Annotated in this window: 18 protein-coding genes and 1 tRNA gene; 4 read left to right on the top strand and 15 right to left on the bottom strand. The window is 56.6% G+C overall.

The window, feature by feature from the left end; translation table 11 throughout:
- Positions 1–9: 9 nt before the first annotated feature.
- The 11 genes from ACI0FG_RS09455 to ACI0FG_RS09505 form a co-directional block, all read right to left on the bottom strand.
- Positions 10–1,557, bottom strand: a complete 1,548-nt coding sequence (locus tag ACI0FG_RS09455) for a monovalent cation/H+ antiporter subunit D family protein (RefSeq protein WP_419788291.1) — start codon at positions 1,555–1,557, stop codon at positions 10–12.
- A gap of 5 nt (positions 1,558–1,562) precedes the next feature.
- A complete protein-coding gene (nuoK, locus tag ACI0FG_RS09460) occupies positions 1,563–1,871 on the bottom strand; it encodes an NADH-quinone oxidoreductase subunit NuoK (protein WP_419788292.1) in 309 nt (102 codons plus the stop codon).
- Entirely contained in the window at positions 1,872–2,381 is a 510-nt protein-coding gene (locus ACI0FG_RS09465; RefSeq protein ID WP_419788293.1) for an NADH-quinone oxidoreductase subunit J family protein, read from the bottom strand.
- A gap of 3 nt (positions 2,382–2,384) precedes the next feature.
- A complete protein-coding gene (locus ACI0FG_RS09470; RefSeq protein ID WP_419788294.1) occupies positions 2,385–2,975 on the bottom strand; it encodes a 4Fe-4S binding protein in 591 nt (196 codons plus the stop codon).
- Positions 2,976–2,988: 13 nt separating this feature from the next.
- Entirely contained in the window at positions 2,989–3,963 is a 975-nt protein-coding gene (nuoH, locus tag ACI0FG_RS09475) for an NADH-quinone oxidoreductase subunit NuoH (RefSeq protein ID WP_419788295.1), read from the bottom strand.
- Between the two features lie 9 nt (positions 3,964–3,972).
- Positions 3,973–5,145 carry an NADH-quinone oxidoreductase subunit D gene (locus tag ACI0FG_RS09480; RefSeq protein WP_419788296.1) on the bottom strand — a complete coding sequence of 391 codons (1,173 nt, stop codon included), beginning with the start codon at positions 5,143–5,145 and terminating at the stop codon, positions 3,973–3,975.
- A gap of 39 nt (positions 5,146–5,184) precedes the next feature.
- Positions 5,185–5,712 carry an NADH-quinone oxidoreductase subunit C gene (locus ACI0FG_RS09485; RefSeq protein WP_419788297.1) on the bottom strand — a complete coding sequence of 176 codons (528 nt, stop codon included), beginning with the start codon at positions 5,710–5,712 and terminating at the stop codon, positions 5,185–5,187.
- 4 nt (positions 5,713–5,716) lie between these two features.
- On the bottom strand, positions 5,717–6,262 hold the full coding sequence (locus ACI0FG_RS09490) for an NADH-quinone oxidoreductase subunit B (protein ID WP_419788298.1): 546 nt from the start codon (positions 6,260–6,262) through the stop codon (positions 5,717–5,719).
- Entirely contained in the window at positions 6,241–6,618 is a 378-nt protein-coding gene (locus tag ACI0FG_RS09495; RefSeq protein WP_419788299.1) for an NADH-quinone oxidoreductase subunit A, read from the bottom strand. The genes ACI0FG_RS09490 and ACI0FG_RS09495 overlap by 22 nt, the downstream gene beginning before the upstream one ends.
- Before the next feature lie 445 nt (positions 6,619–7,063).
- Positions 7,064–8,404, bottom strand: coding sequence for a GGDEF domain-containing response regulator (locus ACI0FG_RS09500; protein WP_419788300.1), 1,341 nt, complete (start codon positions 8,402–8,404; stop codon positions 7,064–7,066).
- Positions 8,405–8,422: 18 nt separating this feature from the next.
- Positions 8,423–9,121 (bottom strand): 2-phosphosulfolactate phosphatase, encoded by a 699-nt coding sequence (locus ACI0FG_RS09505; RefSeq protein ID WP_419788301.1) that lies wholly within the window; start codon positions 9,119–9,121, stop codon positions 8,423–8,425.
- A 196-nt stretch (positions 9,122–9,317) separates the two neighbouring features.
- On the opposite strand from ACI0FG_RS09505, the gene ACI0FG_RS09510 reads away from it, so the two are divergent.
- Positions 9,318–10,268 carry a UDP-glucuronic acid decarboxylase family protein gene (locus ACI0FG_RS09510; RefSeq protein ID WP_419788302.1) on the top strand — a complete coding sequence of 317 codons (951 nt, stop codon included), beginning with the start codon at positions 9,318–9,320 and terminating at the stop codon, positions 10,266–10,268.
- A gap of 25 nt (positions 10,269–10,293) precedes the next feature.
- Here ACI0FG_RS09510 and ACI0FG_RS09515 read toward each other — a convergent pair whose 3' ends face one another.
- Complete coding sequence (locus ACI0FG_RS09515; protein WP_419788303.1) at positions 10,294–11,427, bottom strand: glycosyltransferase family 4 protein; 1,134 nt, start codon at positions 11,425–11,427, stop codon at positions 10,294–10,296.
- A 105-nt stretch (positions 11,428–11,532) separates the two neighbouring features.
- Between ACI0FG_RS09515 and ACI0FG_RS09520 the strand changes: the two genes are divergently transcribed.
- Entirely contained in the window at positions 11,533–12,144 is a 612-nt protein-coding gene (locus ACI0FG_RS09520) for a phosphatase PAP2 family protein (protein WP_419788304.1), read from the top strand.
- Here ACI0FG_RS09520 and ACI0FG_RS09525 read toward each other — a convergent pair.
- The 3 genes from ACI0FG_RS09525 to ACI0FG_RS09535 form a co-directional block, all read right to left on the bottom strand.
- Positions 12,122–12,844: a TVP38/TMEM64 family protein gene (locus ACI0FG_RS09525; protein WP_419788305.1), complete on the bottom strand. Its 723-nt coding sequence runs from the start codon at positions 12,842–12,844 to the stop codon at positions 12,122–12,124. The genes ACI0FG_RS09520 and ACI0FG_RS09525 overlap by 23 nt on opposite strands.
- Positions 12,834–12,983, bottom strand: a complete 150-nt coding sequence (locus tag ACI0FG_RS09530) for a hypothetical protein (protein ID WP_419788306.1) — start codon at positions 12,981–12,983, stop codon at positions 12,834–12,836. Before ACI0FG_RS09530 ends, ACI0FG_RS09525 begins: the two co-directional genes overlap by 11 nt.
- Before the next feature lie 111 nt (positions 12,984–13,094).
- Positions 13,095–13,817 carry a glycosyltransferase family 2 protein gene (locus ACI0FG_RS09535; protein WP_419788307.1) on the bottom strand — a complete coding sequence of 241 codons (723 nt, stop codon included), beginning with the start codon at positions 13,815–13,817 and terminating at the stop codon, positions 13,095–13,097.
- Positions 13,818–13,981: 164 nt separating this feature from the next.
- Here ACI0FG_RS09535 and ACI0FG_RS09540 point away from each other — a divergent pair.
- Positions 13,982–14,057: transfer RNA gene (locus ACI0FG_RS09540), tRNA-Met, on the top strand.
- A 187-nt stretch (positions 14,058–14,244) separates the two neighbouring features.
- Positions 14,245–14,529, top strand: a complete 285-nt coding sequence (locus tag ACI0FG_RS09545; protein WP_419788308.1) for a hypothetical protein — start codon at positions 14,245–14,247, stop codon at positions 14,527–14,529.
- The last annotated feature ends 1 nt before the right edge of the window (position 14,530 follow it).

Below are 14,530 nucleotides of genomic sequence, written 5' to 3' on the forward strand. Positions count from 1 at the left end.
TCATCCCCCCTAGAACTTGCCCAAGATGTTGACGAAGTTCAGGAATGTCTGCGGATACAGACCCAAGAACACGGAGACGGCAGCCGTGAAGCACAGCGGCACGACCATGGTCATGGACGCCTCGTTGTACTGGCCGATGTTCGCCTCGGGCTTCGGCTTTCTGAAAAAGGCGCGGTACGTGATGGGCACAAAATAACCCGCGTTGAGCGCCGTTGAGAGCAGAAGCATGACCAGGATTCCGATATGCCCGGAGTCGAGCGCACCGTTCACCAGGTACCATTTGGAGACAAAGCCGCAGACGGGCGGCATGCCGATCATGGACAGGGACGCGATGCCGAAGGCCCCGAAGGTCCAGGGCATACGGCGGCCCAGGCCGTCCATCTGACTGATGCTCCGCAGGCCGGTTGCCACGAAGATGGCACCGGCGGCCATGAAGAGCGTGATCTTGGAGAAGGCGTGGTGAGCGATGTGCATCACGCCGCCCTGCACTGCCGAATCCACCATCATGGTCACGCCGACCACGACGTAGGACAACTGGGCGACCGTCGAATAGGCGAGCCGCGCCTTGATGTCGTCCTTGGTCAAGGCGATGAACGAGGCCACGACCAGGGTGAAGGTGGCGACATACGCCGTGCTCATGCCGAGACTGATATCTCCCAGGAAGCTGCCCGGCGAGCCGATGTACAGCTGGCTCAGGGTCAGGAACCCGGCGGTCTTGGTGCCGAAGGCGGAAAGCACGATGCGGCAGACGCAGAAGACACCGGCCTTAACAACCGCCACTGCGTGCAGCAAAGCGGAAACCGGGGTGGGCGCCACCATGGCCGAAGGCAGCCAGTTGTGGAACGGCATGAGCGCCGCCTTGCCGATACCCAGGATGAACAACCAGTAGGTCAAGGAAACCAGATGCGGATGCTCGGCCACCACCTGGGCGGAGAACATGCCGTTGACCACATCAGCCAGATGGAAGTCCAGGTTTCCGACCAGCACGTAGGTAAGGACCATGGCGGGCAGCAGGAACAGCTTGGACGTACCCATCAAATAGACGATGTACTTGCGGGCTCCCACTCTCGCCTCGTCATCCTCATGGTGGTAGACCAGAGGATACGTGAACACGGTGATGACCTCGTAGAAGAGATACAGGGTGAACACGTTGGCGGAAAGGGCCACGCCCACGGCGCCGAAGATGGCCACCGCGAAGCAGACGTAATAACGGGTCTGGGCGTGCTCATTGAGCCCGCGCATGTACCCGATGTTGTAACTGGTAACAAAGAACCAGAGAAACGGCGCGATCAGGCCGAAGACCATGGACAGGCCGTCGGCGGCGAACGCAATGGTGATGCCCGGCAGGATGGTGGTCACTTTATAGTACCACACTTCGCCGCGCAGCACGGCCGGGGCCAGGTAGAGCATGGACCCGAACGTCAGGGCGGCGGCCACGAAACTGATGGCCTCCCGCCGGTTTTCATCTTTTCGACACAGCCAGATAAAGAGCGGTGCAATCAGCGTGATCACCACCGGCAGCAGTATCCGGGCAGAGACTATGGTCACTCCATCCATGGCGGCTACTCCTTGAGGGTGGTGATGTCACCGGATTTGGCGGAACCGAACCGCCTGGCCACAACAACGACGATCGCCAGCACGAGGGTTGCCTCGGCCGCGGCAAGCCCCATGACGAACAGGGTACCGAGCTGGCCGAGGATTGCACTGAACTCCGTAAGTTGGGCGGCTGCCACGATGGACAGTCCCGCACCGTTGAGCATCAGCTCAACACAGATCAGCATGCCGACGAGGCTTCTCCGCTGGGTCAGGCCGAAAAGCCCGGCGCACAGCAGGATAAGCGCAACGATTTGATATAATGTCAGGGCGCTCATCTATTTCTTCCCCCGCTTTTCCCAGGTCAGCAGGACAGCGCCGGACATGGCGACCATGAGGATGACCGAGATGAGTTCAAAGGGCAGAAAATACGAGCCCAGAAGCCCGCCGCCCAATTGCTTGATGGAGATCTCTGTGGGGACCGCCACGGAAGCAACCGGCTTGGTCAGGATCAACCATCCAAGGATGGCTGCCGGTGCGATGGTGGCTGCGAGCCCGAACACATAGGTTTTCATGGGAGCCTTCCCGGCCTCGTCGCCTCCCCGCTCGGCCCGCGTAAGCATGACCGCGAAGAAGATGAGGACGGAAACGGCGCCCACATAGATGAGCAGTTGCATGAATGCCATAAACGGCGTTGCCAGCAGCAGATACATCCCGGCCACCCCGATGAGCGTGGTGATCAGGCCGACAAGGGCACGGACCAGACTGGAGCTGGAAACCGCGACGATGCTGCCGCCCAATATGATGAACGTGTATACGCAGAATGCGATTTTAGCCAAAACTTCCATTCCTTAAGCCTCCTTCTCCGCCGTGGCGGCTGCCTCGGCTTTGGGAGCGGGAGCCGGTGCGGAGACTTCCGCGGCCTGCCCCTTCAACCGGGCGAGGAGATCAATATGCATCTCCTCCCTGCTGGTGGCGACCCAGTAGATGTTGTTGGAGAACCGAAGCGACTTGGCGGGGCAGTTCTCGATACACGTGCCGCACAGGCTGCACTTGGTGTAATCGTACATGAACTTCGCCGGGTTCTTGGGAGCCTTGGGTTTCGCAACCTTTTCTCCCGCCTCCTCGGCGGCCTTCCAGGCGGCTTCCTGCTCTGCCGTGGGTTTGGGGACCTTCTGCTTGACGAGCTTCAGGCATCCGCTCGGGCAGTTGGTCACGCACATCATGCAGGATATGCACTTGGGTGTGCCAGGGTCCTTGGTCTTGCCGATGAGTTCCACGTGTCCGCCATAGGTGGACAGGTTCTCGCTGTCGATGACCTCGCGCGGATAATGTACCGTCAGCAAGGGCTTGAAGAAGAACTTCCCAGTAATCTTGAGCCCCACAATGAGGGACCAGCAGTCGATTATCGGCTGTATGACGTGTTTTCTGAATGTATTCATAGTAGTTACACCCCTACAGCTTCACGATCAGCGCCGTTGCCAGCAGATTGAACGTGGCCAGCGGCAACAGCCATTTCCAGTTGATGTTCAGCAACTGGTCGAACCGCACGCGCGGGTAAGTCCAGCGAACCCAGACCATGAATGACAGCAACGCGTAGGTTTTGATGAGCATCCACCACCAGCCGTCCACGCCCGGGAACGGGCCGTGAAACCCACCCAGGAAAAGGACGGAGCAGAGGGAACTCATCACGACCATGTAGCCATATTCCGCCATGAAGAAGAGACCGAATCCCATGGAGGAGTACTCCGTATGGAAACCGGCGGTCAGCTCCGACTCGGCCTCGGCCAGATCGAAGGGTGCGCGGTTGGTCTCGCCGAACATGGCAACCAGGAAGATCAGGAAGGCCAGCGGCTGCTTCCAGATAAACCAGTTGCCGATGTGCCCGGCCTGAAGGTTCGTGATGTCGGTCAGGCTCAGGGTGCCGGTCATAAAGGTAATGGCCAGCACGACCAGAAGCAGCGGAATCTCATAGGCCACGGTCTGGGACACGGCACGGGCCGCGCCCAGCAGGCCCCATTTGTTGTTGGAGGACCAACCCGCCAGCAGCACGGCCAAGCCATTGAAGCTGGAGAAGGCCAGTATCAGCAACAAGCCGAGATTGACGTCCATGCCCGTCAGCACAGGGCCGTAAGGGATGGGCAGGAAGAGCAGCAGCACCGGCAGCATGGACAGCATGGGAGCCAGCCAGTAGAGGATGACGTCCGCGTTGTCCGGGGTAAGGAGCTGCTTGCCCATGAGTTTCAGTCCATCGATAAGCGGCTGCAACGCACCATGGGGACCGACCTCGAAAGGACCGGGCCGACGCTGGATGTGTCCCGCGAACTTGCGCTCGCAGTAGACCCAGACCAGGGCGTTTATGCCGAGCCAGATCATGGCCGCGACAGCGGCGACGATCAGCACTAATATTTGTTGTAAGAATGCGCTCATAGCTCAACCCTACCTGTCGATTTCCGGGATAATGAGGTCCAGGCTGCCCAGGATGGCCACGGCATCGGCAAGCAACGTGCCGGTAGCCGACTCCACAAAGGCGCTCAGGTTGGAGAAACCGGGTGCGCGCAGTTTGACGCGGTACGGCGTCTTGGTGCCGTCCGAAACCACATGCACTCCAATCTTTCCGCGGCCGCCCTCAACGCAGAAGTACGCCTCGCCCGCCGGGGGCTTCATGGACGGCTTGGGAGCCTTGTCCACTATGTAGCTTCCCTCTGCGCTCGGAAGCATCTCGATAGCCTGCTCCACTATGCGCATGGACTGCTCCATCTCCTCCAGCCGGACCAGATAGCGGCCAGCCGAACAGGCGGTGTCGCTGGTCGGAATATCAAAATCGAACCGGTCATAGACCGAATACGGTTCAGCGCGGCGCACATCGTAAGGAACGCCTGCTCCACGCAATACGGGACCGGTGCAGCCGTAGCGGCGGCACATATCCTGATCGATGATTCCGATGCCTTCGATACGCCGCCTGAGGATGAGGTTATCCGTAACCAGATCCTTATACATAGGCAGACGCTTACGGAAGTGCGGAATGAACTCCTTGATCAACTGGATACATTTGTCGTCCGCATCCATTTGCAGGCCGCCAACCCGGAAGTTGGAATAGGTAAGCCTGGAGCCCGAAGGACGCTGCAGGATATCCAGCAGCATTTCCCGGTCATCGAACGCGTACAGAATCGGCGTAAACGCTCCTAGATCGAGAATATAGGCACCCCACCACAAGAGGTGGGAGGTCAGGCGGTTGAGCTCGGTCATGATCACCCGGAGCAACTCCGCCCTCTCGGGCACTTCAATGCCCATCAGTTTTTCCACGGCACCGACATAGGCCCAGTTCCAGGCCATGGCGTGTCCATAGTCGACGCGGCCCATGTTGGGGATGAAACCACCCCAGCTCTGAGTCTCGCCCATTTTTTCATGCATTCGGTGCAGGTAGCCCAATACGGGCTCGGCACGGATGACGTATTCGCCGTCCAGTTCAACCACGATCCGGAGCACGCCATGCGTAGACGGGTGCTGCGGTCCCAGGTTGATGATCAAGGTACCGTCCTGCTTCCCGGCCTCGAACTTTTGGGTGTAGAAATCACCCTTCATTTGTTCATAATTTTGGTAAGCCGACATAACTTCTCAGTCCTTGTATGACCGACCGGTCGCCCCGGCCTACGCTTCGGAGGCCTCCTCGGCCTCCGGTTCCGCAAACAGTTCCTCGATGCCCTTGGAACAGGAGACCACTTCCCCCAGGCTGAGCAGGTCCTTGACGGACTTGCGCACCTTGTCGGATTTGACGAGGGGAAAGAGGTCGGCGCTCTCTACCGGCATCAGCAAGGGCACCAGATTGGGATTGCCCTCGAACCGGACACCATGGAAGTCGCGGGTTTCCCTTTCATGCCACTCCGCCCCTTGGAAAACACTCGCAATGGAGGGCACGACGGGGTTGTCCCTGGGAACGATGACGCGCAACACTACGCGCTCGTCCACCAACCACCGGTTAAAATGATAGAGGACCATAAAGCCCTCCTCGAAATCCAAGGCGAAGATGTCTTCGAGGGAATACTCAGCCTCGTAGAGACGTTCCGCCGCCTTGACGATCTGTCCGGGAGCCAGGAAGACGGACCAGGCATGACCGGTCTTTCCCTTGTCCTCGCGGGCGACACACTCGGTGCGAATCCCTTCCAACGCTTTGAGCATGGGTCTAGCCCTCCACTTGGGCAGCGACAGGCCACCAGCGTTTTCCGGTGATGATCCGCTGCAACTGGAAGAATCCTTCCAGCAACCCCTCAGGCCGCGGCGGGCACCCCGGTACGTAGACATCCACCGGAATCAGCGTGTCCACACCCTCCACAACATTGTAGTTGTCCTTGACCTTGAACGGTCCGCCGGAGATGGCGCAGTTGCCCATCGCGATGACCCACTTGGGTCCGGGCATCTGCTCGTAGAGGCGCACCACGGCCGGAGCCAACTTTTTCGTCACAGTACCTGCGACGATCATTACATCCGACTGGCGGGGAGAAGGCCGAAAGACCTCCGCTCCAAACCGGGCCATGTCGAAACGGGCCATACCGGTTGCCATCATCTCGATGGCGCAGCAGGCAAGGCCGAACGTCATGGGCCACAGGGACATGGATCGACAAACGTCGAAAATGTCCTGCGCCAGCTTCATGTTGACCAACGGCGGGTCCATGTAGTGCCCGCTTTTGGTCAACAGGTCCTGTTGCACTACTGAATCCTGCGCGGCCATGTGAATACCCCTTTCGCCCAAAAGTAAATAATGGAAAGTATGAGGAAAAGAAGGAAGATGAACACCTTTACAAAGGAAACCCACCCCTCGGCGTCAACATACGCCGTGGAAACCGGGAAAAGGTAAAGGACGTCCACATCAAAGGCGAGAAAGATAAGGGCGTAGACATAAAACGACACCCCCCATCTCGCCCAGGAACTGCCGTAGGGGACCATGCCGCACTCGTACGGCATTCCGACATCCCCCCCCCGCGCTCGGGGCGCCAGCAGTATCGCCAGAATGATCGGCCCGACGGCAAAAAGCAGTCCGGCGACCAAAAACAAAATGATCGCAAAATGCAGCCAGTTGAAAACCATACCTAGTCCTTTTGGCAGTAAATTTGCAGAGAACCCAAACCAATACTTTAAACCCAAGGTTATCGAAACCCATGCCCGGAAAACAACGGTAAGTCAAGTACATCGCTCTTTTTTTCGCAAAGGCACAATCCGGTAACCAACTAATTTCATTGACTCTGCCCTGTCTCTTGAGAAAGTCCAGAGAGCCGGGAAAGGACTTCGGCCTCACCCGTAACAACGGCTAGCAATAAAATGCGTGAAAAATAGTAAAAAATAATATTATGTGTTACCATTGCGTGGTGAAATAAGATTTCAGCCACACTTTACCTGCTTGATGATACGGCACAAAAAACAGCCCTGCGGAATGTTATTCCGCAGGGCTCTATTTCATACCAATAATCAGATTTTCTTACAGAATTCTATCGGGGTTGCCGCCAGAACGTGAATATCGGCAGCGCCCTGCCGCTCATCGGGGCATACCGCACTCTCGGTACGTTGCAATGCATTGGCTGGCATTCTGTTTGGCACCATACATGGCGGCATCCGCGCGGCTGACGAGTGTAACGCCATCCTTGCCGTCATCCGGGAAAAAGCTGATGCCTATGGTCGCTCCGACGTTGATAGCCGCCCCCTTTATCAGGAAAGGCTCCTTGAGCACTTCAATCAGGTTATTGGCCACGACCAAAGCCCCGGATTCGCTTTCCACATCGGAGAGCAAAATGCCGAACTCATCGCCGCCAAGCCGGGCCAGGGTATCCGCTTCGCGGATACGGCCATGCAACCGGGCAGCCACAAGACACAACAGTTCGTCTCCCGCCTGATGCCCGAACGAATCGTTGACTTCCTTGAAATCATTGAGATCCACAAAAAGCACGGCAGGATGCGAACCGTACCGCTTGGCGGCGGCCAGGGCCAACTCCAGGCGATCAAAAAAAATATGACGGTTGGGCACTCCGGTCAGGCTGTCCATAGTAGCCATCTGCTTGAGTTCCAACTCACTGTGTTTGCGTTTGGTGATGTCCTCCAGAACGCCCTCCACATAGCCGTTCCCATCCTCGCACTTGTCCACGAGCCGGGAACTTTCCGAGCACCAGAATATCTCACCGCTTTTACGTCGGGCCCGGAATTCGAAATTGGCCACAAACCCATCCCTTCTCAGGATCTCCACATAAGTGCGTTTTTCCTCGCCATCGACCATGAGAACGTCCCGGAGATTCTCAACTCCGGCCATCTCCTCCGCGCTGTCATAGCCGAACAACCGGACCATGGCAGGGTTGGCCTCCAACAACTTGCCTTCGGAAGAAGATTGGAAAATTCCTTCCACGGCACGCTCAAATATGGATCGGTATTTTTCCTCTGCAAGACGCAGGGCCCGCTCGGTCCGTTTACGCTGATCTATCTCGCGCTGCAGCAAAATCTGCTGCTCGTTGATTTTGAGAAACGCCTGAACCTTACTTTTAAGCAACAACACGTCCACTGGCCTGAACAGGTAATCCACGGCACCGGACTCGTATCCCATCCGAACATTTTCCTCGTCCTGAAAAATGGCCGTAACAAAGATGATGGGGACATGGCGGCCTCTATTTTGTTCTTTTATGCTGAGCGCCGTATCATAGCCGTTCATGCCCGGCATCTGGATATCGAGCAGGATCAAGGCGAAATCATTTGCCCGGACCTTTTCCACAGCTTCAATGCCGCTTTTGGCCTGGACGACTTGGCACCCTTCCTCCCCCAGCATATGGTCAAGCAAGGCAAGATTGGTCTGCGAATCGTCCACAATCAGGACTTTTTGCTTACGATGGCTCATGGCTCCCCCCCGCGGAGATCAGACTCCGACAACCGCTACCTTTTCCAGACGAACCACCCCGTCGGCTTCCGGATGCGCCCGAAGCACGAAGTTGAAGGCGTCCAAATTCATGCATAATTCAAAATCCCTCTCCGGGGCATAGTCCTTGGATTCATCAAAGAACTTCTCGGCACTGTCCACACCGGCCAAGAATTTCTTTAATGTCTCAAAGCTGTTGGGATAGCCGTCCAATTCATTCTTGATATACATGGCACACATCATGTCTTCCTGTGCCCGCATGGTCCCGGCCGTTCCCATTGCCACCAGAGTGACCTCTTCCGGGTTCTTGCTGCGAATGTATTCCACAATGGCCCCGGCGTTGACAAAAGAACCTGTCAGCACTTCATCCGCACCGCTGCTGGAAACAAGCCCCTGCGTCCCGGCGCTGGTCGTGTGCACCAGCGTGCGACCGGAAAAATCCGCATGTTCTATCTCTGTCGGCGAGTTACCGTAGTCGAATCCCTCGACCTTGATGCAGTCCCTCTCACCCAACAAAACAGCCTGTTTTTCCCCGGCCAGAGCCCGAGCCGTCTCGACTTTCCCCACAGCATAATAATCGTCAGCCCCGTTATCCACAGCATAGCAGGCGACGGAAAAGGCCCGGAAGACATCGATAATCACGGCCAGCCCTTTTGCCTTCTTCGCACCTTCCAAACATTCACGTATTTTTACGATCACTTACAGTCTCCGTATATATTTTGCTATAAAAGTTAATTCTCACGCCCGCCATCCCCCGTCAACCGTCAGCTTCACTTTACTTTTCCACAGCAGCTGTCTTGAATCAAAAAAAGCATCCATAATCGCAACTATTCGAAAGCTAATTCAAATCACAAGCCTTATTGACAAGCTGAAACTTTGCTGCAAGATTCCGCCCATGAAAAATAAAAGAGTTCTCGTCACCGGCGGTTCCGGATTCCTTGGCTCCCACATCTGTGAGCGTCTGCTCAGCATGGGACGGGAAGTCATCTGCGTGGATAACTTCTTCACCGGCCGCAAGGACAACATCCTGCATCTGCTGGACAATCCCTATTTCGAAGTCATCCGGCACGATGTTACGTTCCCCCTCTATGTTGAAGTGGACGAGATATACAACCTGGCCTGCCCGGCCTCTCCCATCCACTACCAGCACGACCCGGTTCAAACCACTAAGACAAGCGTACATGGTGCCATCAACATGCTGGGGCTCGCCAAGCGCATCAAGGCCAAGATTTTCCAGGCCTCCACAAGTGAGGTCTACGGCGACCCGGTAGTCCATCCGCAGCCGGAATCTTACTGGGGCAATGTAAACCCCATTGGCCTACGCTCCTGCTACGACGAGGGCAAGCGTTGCGCCGAAACGCTGTTCTTCGACTACAATCGCCAGCACAACCTGCGCATCAAGGTCGGCCGCATCTTCAATACTTACGGCCCCCGCATGGCCATGGACGACGGCCGCGTGGTTTCCAACTTCGTGGTCCAGGCATTGCGCGGTGAAGACATAACCGTCTACGGCAAAGGCGAGCAGACCCGCAGCTTCTGCTATGTGGACGATCTGGTGGACGGCATCGTCGGCTTCATGGAAAAGACCCCGGACGATTGCATTGGCCCCATGAATCTGGGCAATCCGGGTGAATTCACCATCCTGGAACTGGCAAAGGCCGTCATCGAACTGGTCGGCTCCAAGTCAAAAATCGTCTACAAGCCACTGCCTTCAGATGATCCGATGCAGCGTAAGCCGGACATTACCTTTGCCAAACAGGCCATGGGCTGGGAACCGAAAATTCCGCTTCGGGACGGCTTAATAAAAACCGTCGAATACTTCGACAATTTCTTAAAGAATCAATAGCGAAAAGCCGGGGAAACCCGGCTTTTTATTTTGAGGCGAGCATGGACTCGATCATCTCCACATAGGGACCGAGCCCGGAAGGAATATCCTCCGGCCAAACAAACGGTTCCGGGCGATCTTCATCCGCAATCCGCTTCAGCACGCGCGTCAATTCCCCCACATCCGAGGGATCGGGGAAAATCCACTTTTCCGGAAGAAAATAGGCACTGCCGTTCAATGCGCTGGACGCCACACGGCAGCCGCAGGCCAGCGCCTCCAAAACAGCATTGGAGCAGGCGTCATAAAAGGTCGCCAGGACGAAAATATCCGTACGCCCGTAGAACGAGCGCATGTCGTCCACCTTGCCGAGAAAATGGACCCGGTCCTCCACCCCAAGAGCACGCGCCTGCCGCAGATACTTGGCCGCATGCCGCCCCCCGGCCACATGCAATTCGAAATTTTCGGGCAATCCGGCCAACGCCTCTATGAGATAGCGCACGCCCTTGAGCGCAAAATTTGTTGCCGCTGTGCCGACGACGACCCGATCCGCCTCTATCCCGACCTCCTGCCGAAGTGCCTCCCGCTCTGCTTCCGAGACACGGGCAAACCTGTCCAGGTCCGGTCGGTTGTAAATAACGTCGATATCGGAGGCTTTGAGATGCGGATGCGCCTGCACCACCCAGTCGCGAACGAGATGTGAGACGCAGACGATACGCTTTGTACGGCGCATACGGGCGTCGTCCAGCCAGCGGATAACCCAGTTGACCGGGGCCATCCGACGCCGCAGCATCTTGAATCCACGGGCGAAACCGGCAGGCCAGGCACGTTTGGACAACTGCTGAAATACGGTGATGGGGCCGCCGCCGATGCGCAGGATGTCCTGATTCACGGTATTGCCGAGTCCGACCACCAGATCATAGCCGCCCCGTTTGACCGCCCTGTCCGCTTCAAGGGCAAACCAGAGGGTCTTTATCAGCCGCAATCCACCGAATCGTCCCAAGGTGATGGGGTGTACCCCTGCGGGAGGTTCGGTCTCGCACCGGGCACAGATAAAATCGACCTCGTGACCACGCGCCCCCAGGGCCTCGGCAAGCCGCCAGGCAAAAGACTCCGCACCGCCGTAGCGGCTCAGTCTCGGCATGGTCAGAGCCAGCCGCTTTCTTTCACTTTTCGGATTCATGGGACCTCCTTGTGAACGAATTTGCCCGCTTTGACAAGCGCAGCCGTTGCGGCCAGAGACAAAGGACGCTATGAACTCGAAAAATCGCAGCCCGCAAGGAGTTCCATGTTTTTCCAAACCCCAGCCATAGATCTGCACCTCTTGCTGCTCATCAATCAGGATTGGCGCTGTTCTTTCTTTGACGTCATCATGCCCGTTCTTTCCTCCAAGACAGCCCTGTTCATAGTGCTGGTCCTGGCTCTAATCTTTTCCATGTGGCGTCTGGGCAAAAGGCAAATGCTGTTTTTCCTCATCCTGCTCATCGGCATGGGCCTCTCCGATTTCAGCACCGGGATGATAAAAAATCAGGTCAACCGGGTCCGCCCGCTCAACGCCGTGGCTGGAACCTATCATCACGCCCACGGGTTCTGGGCACGCCGTGCACCGGATTTCAAGCAAACCAAGGAACATGGCAACTCCTATCCCTCGGCCCATGCGGCAAACTCCATGTGCTTGTCCGTGCTGATCATGCTGCTGTGGCCGGGCCTGAAACGCTGGCCCCTGCTGCTCCCACTCCTGGTGGGGTACTCGCGGGTATATCTGGGAAAGCACTATCCAACGGACGTGCTGGCGGGCTGGCTACTCGGCGTGGTCGTCGGCTGCGCGGTCTGGCTTATCTGGGAATATGGATTATCCCGCTATTTCCAGAAGAAAACTACTCTTCATCCGGCACATTGAAACCGGCCTCGGCCGCCTCTTTTCGATAGCTGCTAAAAACGGCCAGCCCGATCCATATGGACACGCCGAACAGGATGACACCCATGGATACGGAAAGCGCCACGCCCAGCGTGGACTCACGGTTCATGCCAGCACCAAACAGGGCAAAAATGAAATTCTGCGGTATATAGCCGACGGTGGAACCGAGAAAAAACGGCATAAGCGGAATGGAGCTGACCCCTGCCGCCAGATTGGTCAAAACATTGCTGCCGAGCGGAAACAGACGGATGGCCAAGGCGGTCTTGAACGGACGATGACGCAGGAAGCCGTCGAGCTTCATGATGCGTCCGCCCAGCTTGCGGGCCACGAGATCGCGCCCACCCCAACGGGCATACCCTGCGGACAGCGCGCACCCCAACCCCGAGGCGAGCGTGGAAAGTATAGTCCCGCCAGCCACGCCAAAGGCGAAACCACCCAGAAATCCTACCAGCTGGCGCGGCAACCCGACGCCGGTGAACACTGCGCCGACAACGAGGAAAATAACTACCGAGAGTGGGCCGGAGCCAAGGACATGTTCATTGAACCACTTGGTATCCTTGAGCATGTCGTCAACGCCCATAAACCGAACCAGGTACACGGCCAGCACAAGACCGGCCAGCATGACCAAGCCCTTTATGGCGGCGCGCACACCACCGTTTCCGCTTCTTCCTTTATCCGTCATCGTTCTCCCGCCACATGCGGTAGTAAAAAATCATGAGGCACACCTGCCCGACCACAAACACGGGATCGCTCTGTACCACTCCATAGGCAAGTCCGGCCAACACCGAGAAGGCAAGAACTCCGCCTTCTTGGCGCCCCATTGAGCCCGCTGTACGGCCTCGCAGCCAAAGGAAAGCCCGCCTGAGAAAAAAAACGCCCTGCCCCAATACCGTAATGGCCAACAGCCACCAAAAGGCGGGCAGACGCATGATCTACTTCTTTTCCTTGACCGTATAGCCGATGTGCCGGGTGATGAGCCATTTGACGCCGATGAGATCCCAAATCCCGGCCAACGCACGGTCCAGAGTGCCATACTTGGAGATACCGGCTCCGCGCTCGCGGTGGTTCACCTTGACCTCGCGAATACGCGCCCCGGCCGTCTTCATCAGAATGGGCAGATAGCGGTGCATGTTTTTGAAGCGGGGCAACGCCCGTGCCATATCGGCCTGCATGACCTTCAGGGAACAGCCGGTGTCATGCACGCCATCGTCCACAATGGCGTCGCGGATTTTGTTTGCGATGCGGGAGGATATACGTTTGATAAAGGTATCCTTGCGCCGAGCGCGCCAGCCGATGACCATCTCGCATTCCTGGCCGAACATTTCGAGCATGGCAGGGATGTCGGCCGGGTCGTTCTGCAGGTCGGCATCCATGGTAACGACAATGCCCGACTCCGCGGCATCGAATCCGGCACAGAACGCGGCGGACTGCCCCCTGTTCTCCTCGAAGGCCACGTAACGGATCTCCGGGTTGGCCTCCGCCAGGGAACGAATGATGTCCAGCGACCCGTCCGTGCTGCAATCATCCACAAAAACAGCCTCCCAAGGCCGCCCGGTGGAATCCGCCGCACGTTTGATCTCCGCAAACAGCGTATTCAGATTATCCCGCTCATTAAACACGGGCAGGATCACGGAAAATTTTTCTTTGTTGCTCATAGGCGCATTGAATTACGGAATTTACCCGACAAAGTAAACAAGCAGTAGGTCTCCCAAGGATCATATCCGAAACGAAATGCGGGGCAAAGCGACTTTTTTTTCATTGTCTAAAAATAATCGGTTGACAAACCCGGCTCATCCACCTAGAACCCTTTCCACAGTGACGCGGGGTGGAGCAGTTGGTAGCTCGTCGGGCTCATAACCCGAAGGTCAGAGGTTCAAATCCTCTCCCCGCTACCAGAGAAATCAAGGACTTAGTTCGCAAGAACTGAGTCCTTTTTCTTTTTCAGCTAACATTTCACTAACAACCAATCTGTCATCGCCCCCCCCCTCTCCTCCTAAGGAAAGACAACAGAGTTGATCTATCTTACTTGTACGACAAACAAATCAGAGTTATAGGCCAATGGAAACATAATTAGGGGGCGCTATGTTTGGACTAGATTTTGGTGAGCTTCTGATTTTCTTGCTCGTCCTCGCCATCGTTTTCTTCGTGCCGATCTGGACAGCTAGAGTCGCGGCTAATAAAGGGCGAAGCGCATTCTTGTGGTTTCTCATTGGCTTCTTTTTTAACCTCTTCGGTTTGCTGTTTGCTTATCTTTCGCCAATTAAGGCGGGTGGCGGGAAGTACGTGAAGTGCCCTTCCTGTGCAGAGCCTGTGCTTGCCGAGGCAAAGATTTGCAAGCATTGTCAGTCAACTATCGATATTTCATAAT

The sequence above is a fragment of the Pseudodesulfovibrio sp. 7M6 genome (assembly GCF_050058625.1).
Classification (GTDB): Bacteria; Desulfobacterota; Desulfovibrionia; order Desulfovibrionales; family Desulfovibrionaceae; genus Pseudodesulfovibrio; species Pseudodesulfovibrio salinus.

Bases quoted from the DNA above. Each gene is read 5' to 3' on its own strand.
- ACI0FG_RS09455 (WP_419788291.1), bottom strand. From the start codon at position 1,557: ATGGATGGAGTGACCATAGTCTCTGCCCGGATACTGCTGCCGGTGGTG.
- nuoK (WP_419788292.1), bottom strand. From the start codon at position 1,871: ATGAGCGCCCTGACATTATATCAAATCGTTGCGCTTATCCTGCTGTGC.
- ACI0FG_RS09465 (WP_419788293.1), bottom strand. From the start codon at position 2,381: ATGGAAGTTTTGGCTAAAATCGCATTCTGCGTATACACGTTCATCATA.
- ACI0FG_RS09470 (WP_419788294.1), bottom strand. From the start codon at position 2,975: ATGAATACATTCAGAAAACACGTCATACAGCCGATAATCGACTGCTGG.
- nuoH (WP_419788295.1), bottom strand. From the start codon at position 3,963: ATGAGCGCATTCTTACAACAAATATTAGTGCTGATCGTCGCCGCTGTC.
- ACI0FG_RS09480 (WP_419788296.1), bottom strand. From the start codon at position 5,145: ATGTCGGCTTACCAAAATTATGAACAAATGAAGGGTGATTTCTACACC.
- ACI0FG_RS09485 (WP_419788297.1), bottom strand. From the start codon at position 5,712: ATGCTCAAAGCGTTGGAAGGGATTCGCACCGAGTGTGTCGCCCGCGAG.
- ACI0FG_RS09490 (WP_419788298.1), bottom strand. From the start codon at position 6,262: ATGGCCGCGCAGGATTCAGTAGTGCAACAGGACCTGTTGACCAAAAGC.
- ACI0FG_RS09495 (WP_419788299.1), bottom strand. From the start codon at position 6,618: ATGGTTTTCAACTGGCTGCATTTTGCGATCATTTTGTTTTTGGTCGCC.
- ACI0FG_RS09500 (WP_419788300.1), bottom strand. From the start codon at position 8,404: ATGAGCCATCGTAAGCAAAAAGTCCTGATTGTGGACGATTCGCAGACC.
- ACI0FG_RS09510 (WP_419788302.1), top strand. From the start codon at position 9,318: ATGAAAAATAAAAGAGTTCTCGTCACCGGCGGTTCCGGATTCCTTGGC.
- ACI0FG_RS09515 (WP_419788303.1), bottom strand. From the start codon at position 11,427: ATGAATCCGAAAAGTGAAAGAAAGCGGCTGGCTCTGACCATGCCGAGA.
- ACI0FG_RS09520 (WP_419788304.1), top strand. From the start codon at position 11,533: ATGTTTTTCCAAACCCCAGCCATAGATCTGCACCTCTTGCTGCTCATC.
- ACI0FG_RS09525 (WP_419788305.1), bottom strand. From the start codon at position 12,844: ATGACGGATAAAGGAAGAAGCGGAAACGGTGGTGTGCGCGCCGCCATA.
- ACI0FG_RS09530 (WP_419788306.1), bottom strand. From the start codon at position 12,983: ATGGGGCGCCAAGAAGGCGGAGTTCTTGCCTTCTCGGTGTTGGCCGGA.
- ACI0FG_RS09535 (WP_419788307.1), bottom strand. From the start codon at position 13,817: ATGAGCAACAAAGAAAAATTTTCCGTGATCCTGCCCGTGTTTAATGAG.
- ACI0FG_RS09545 (WP_419788308.1), top strand. From the start codon at position 14,245: ATGTTTGGACTAGATTTTGGTGAGCTTCTGATTTTCTTGCTCGTCCTC.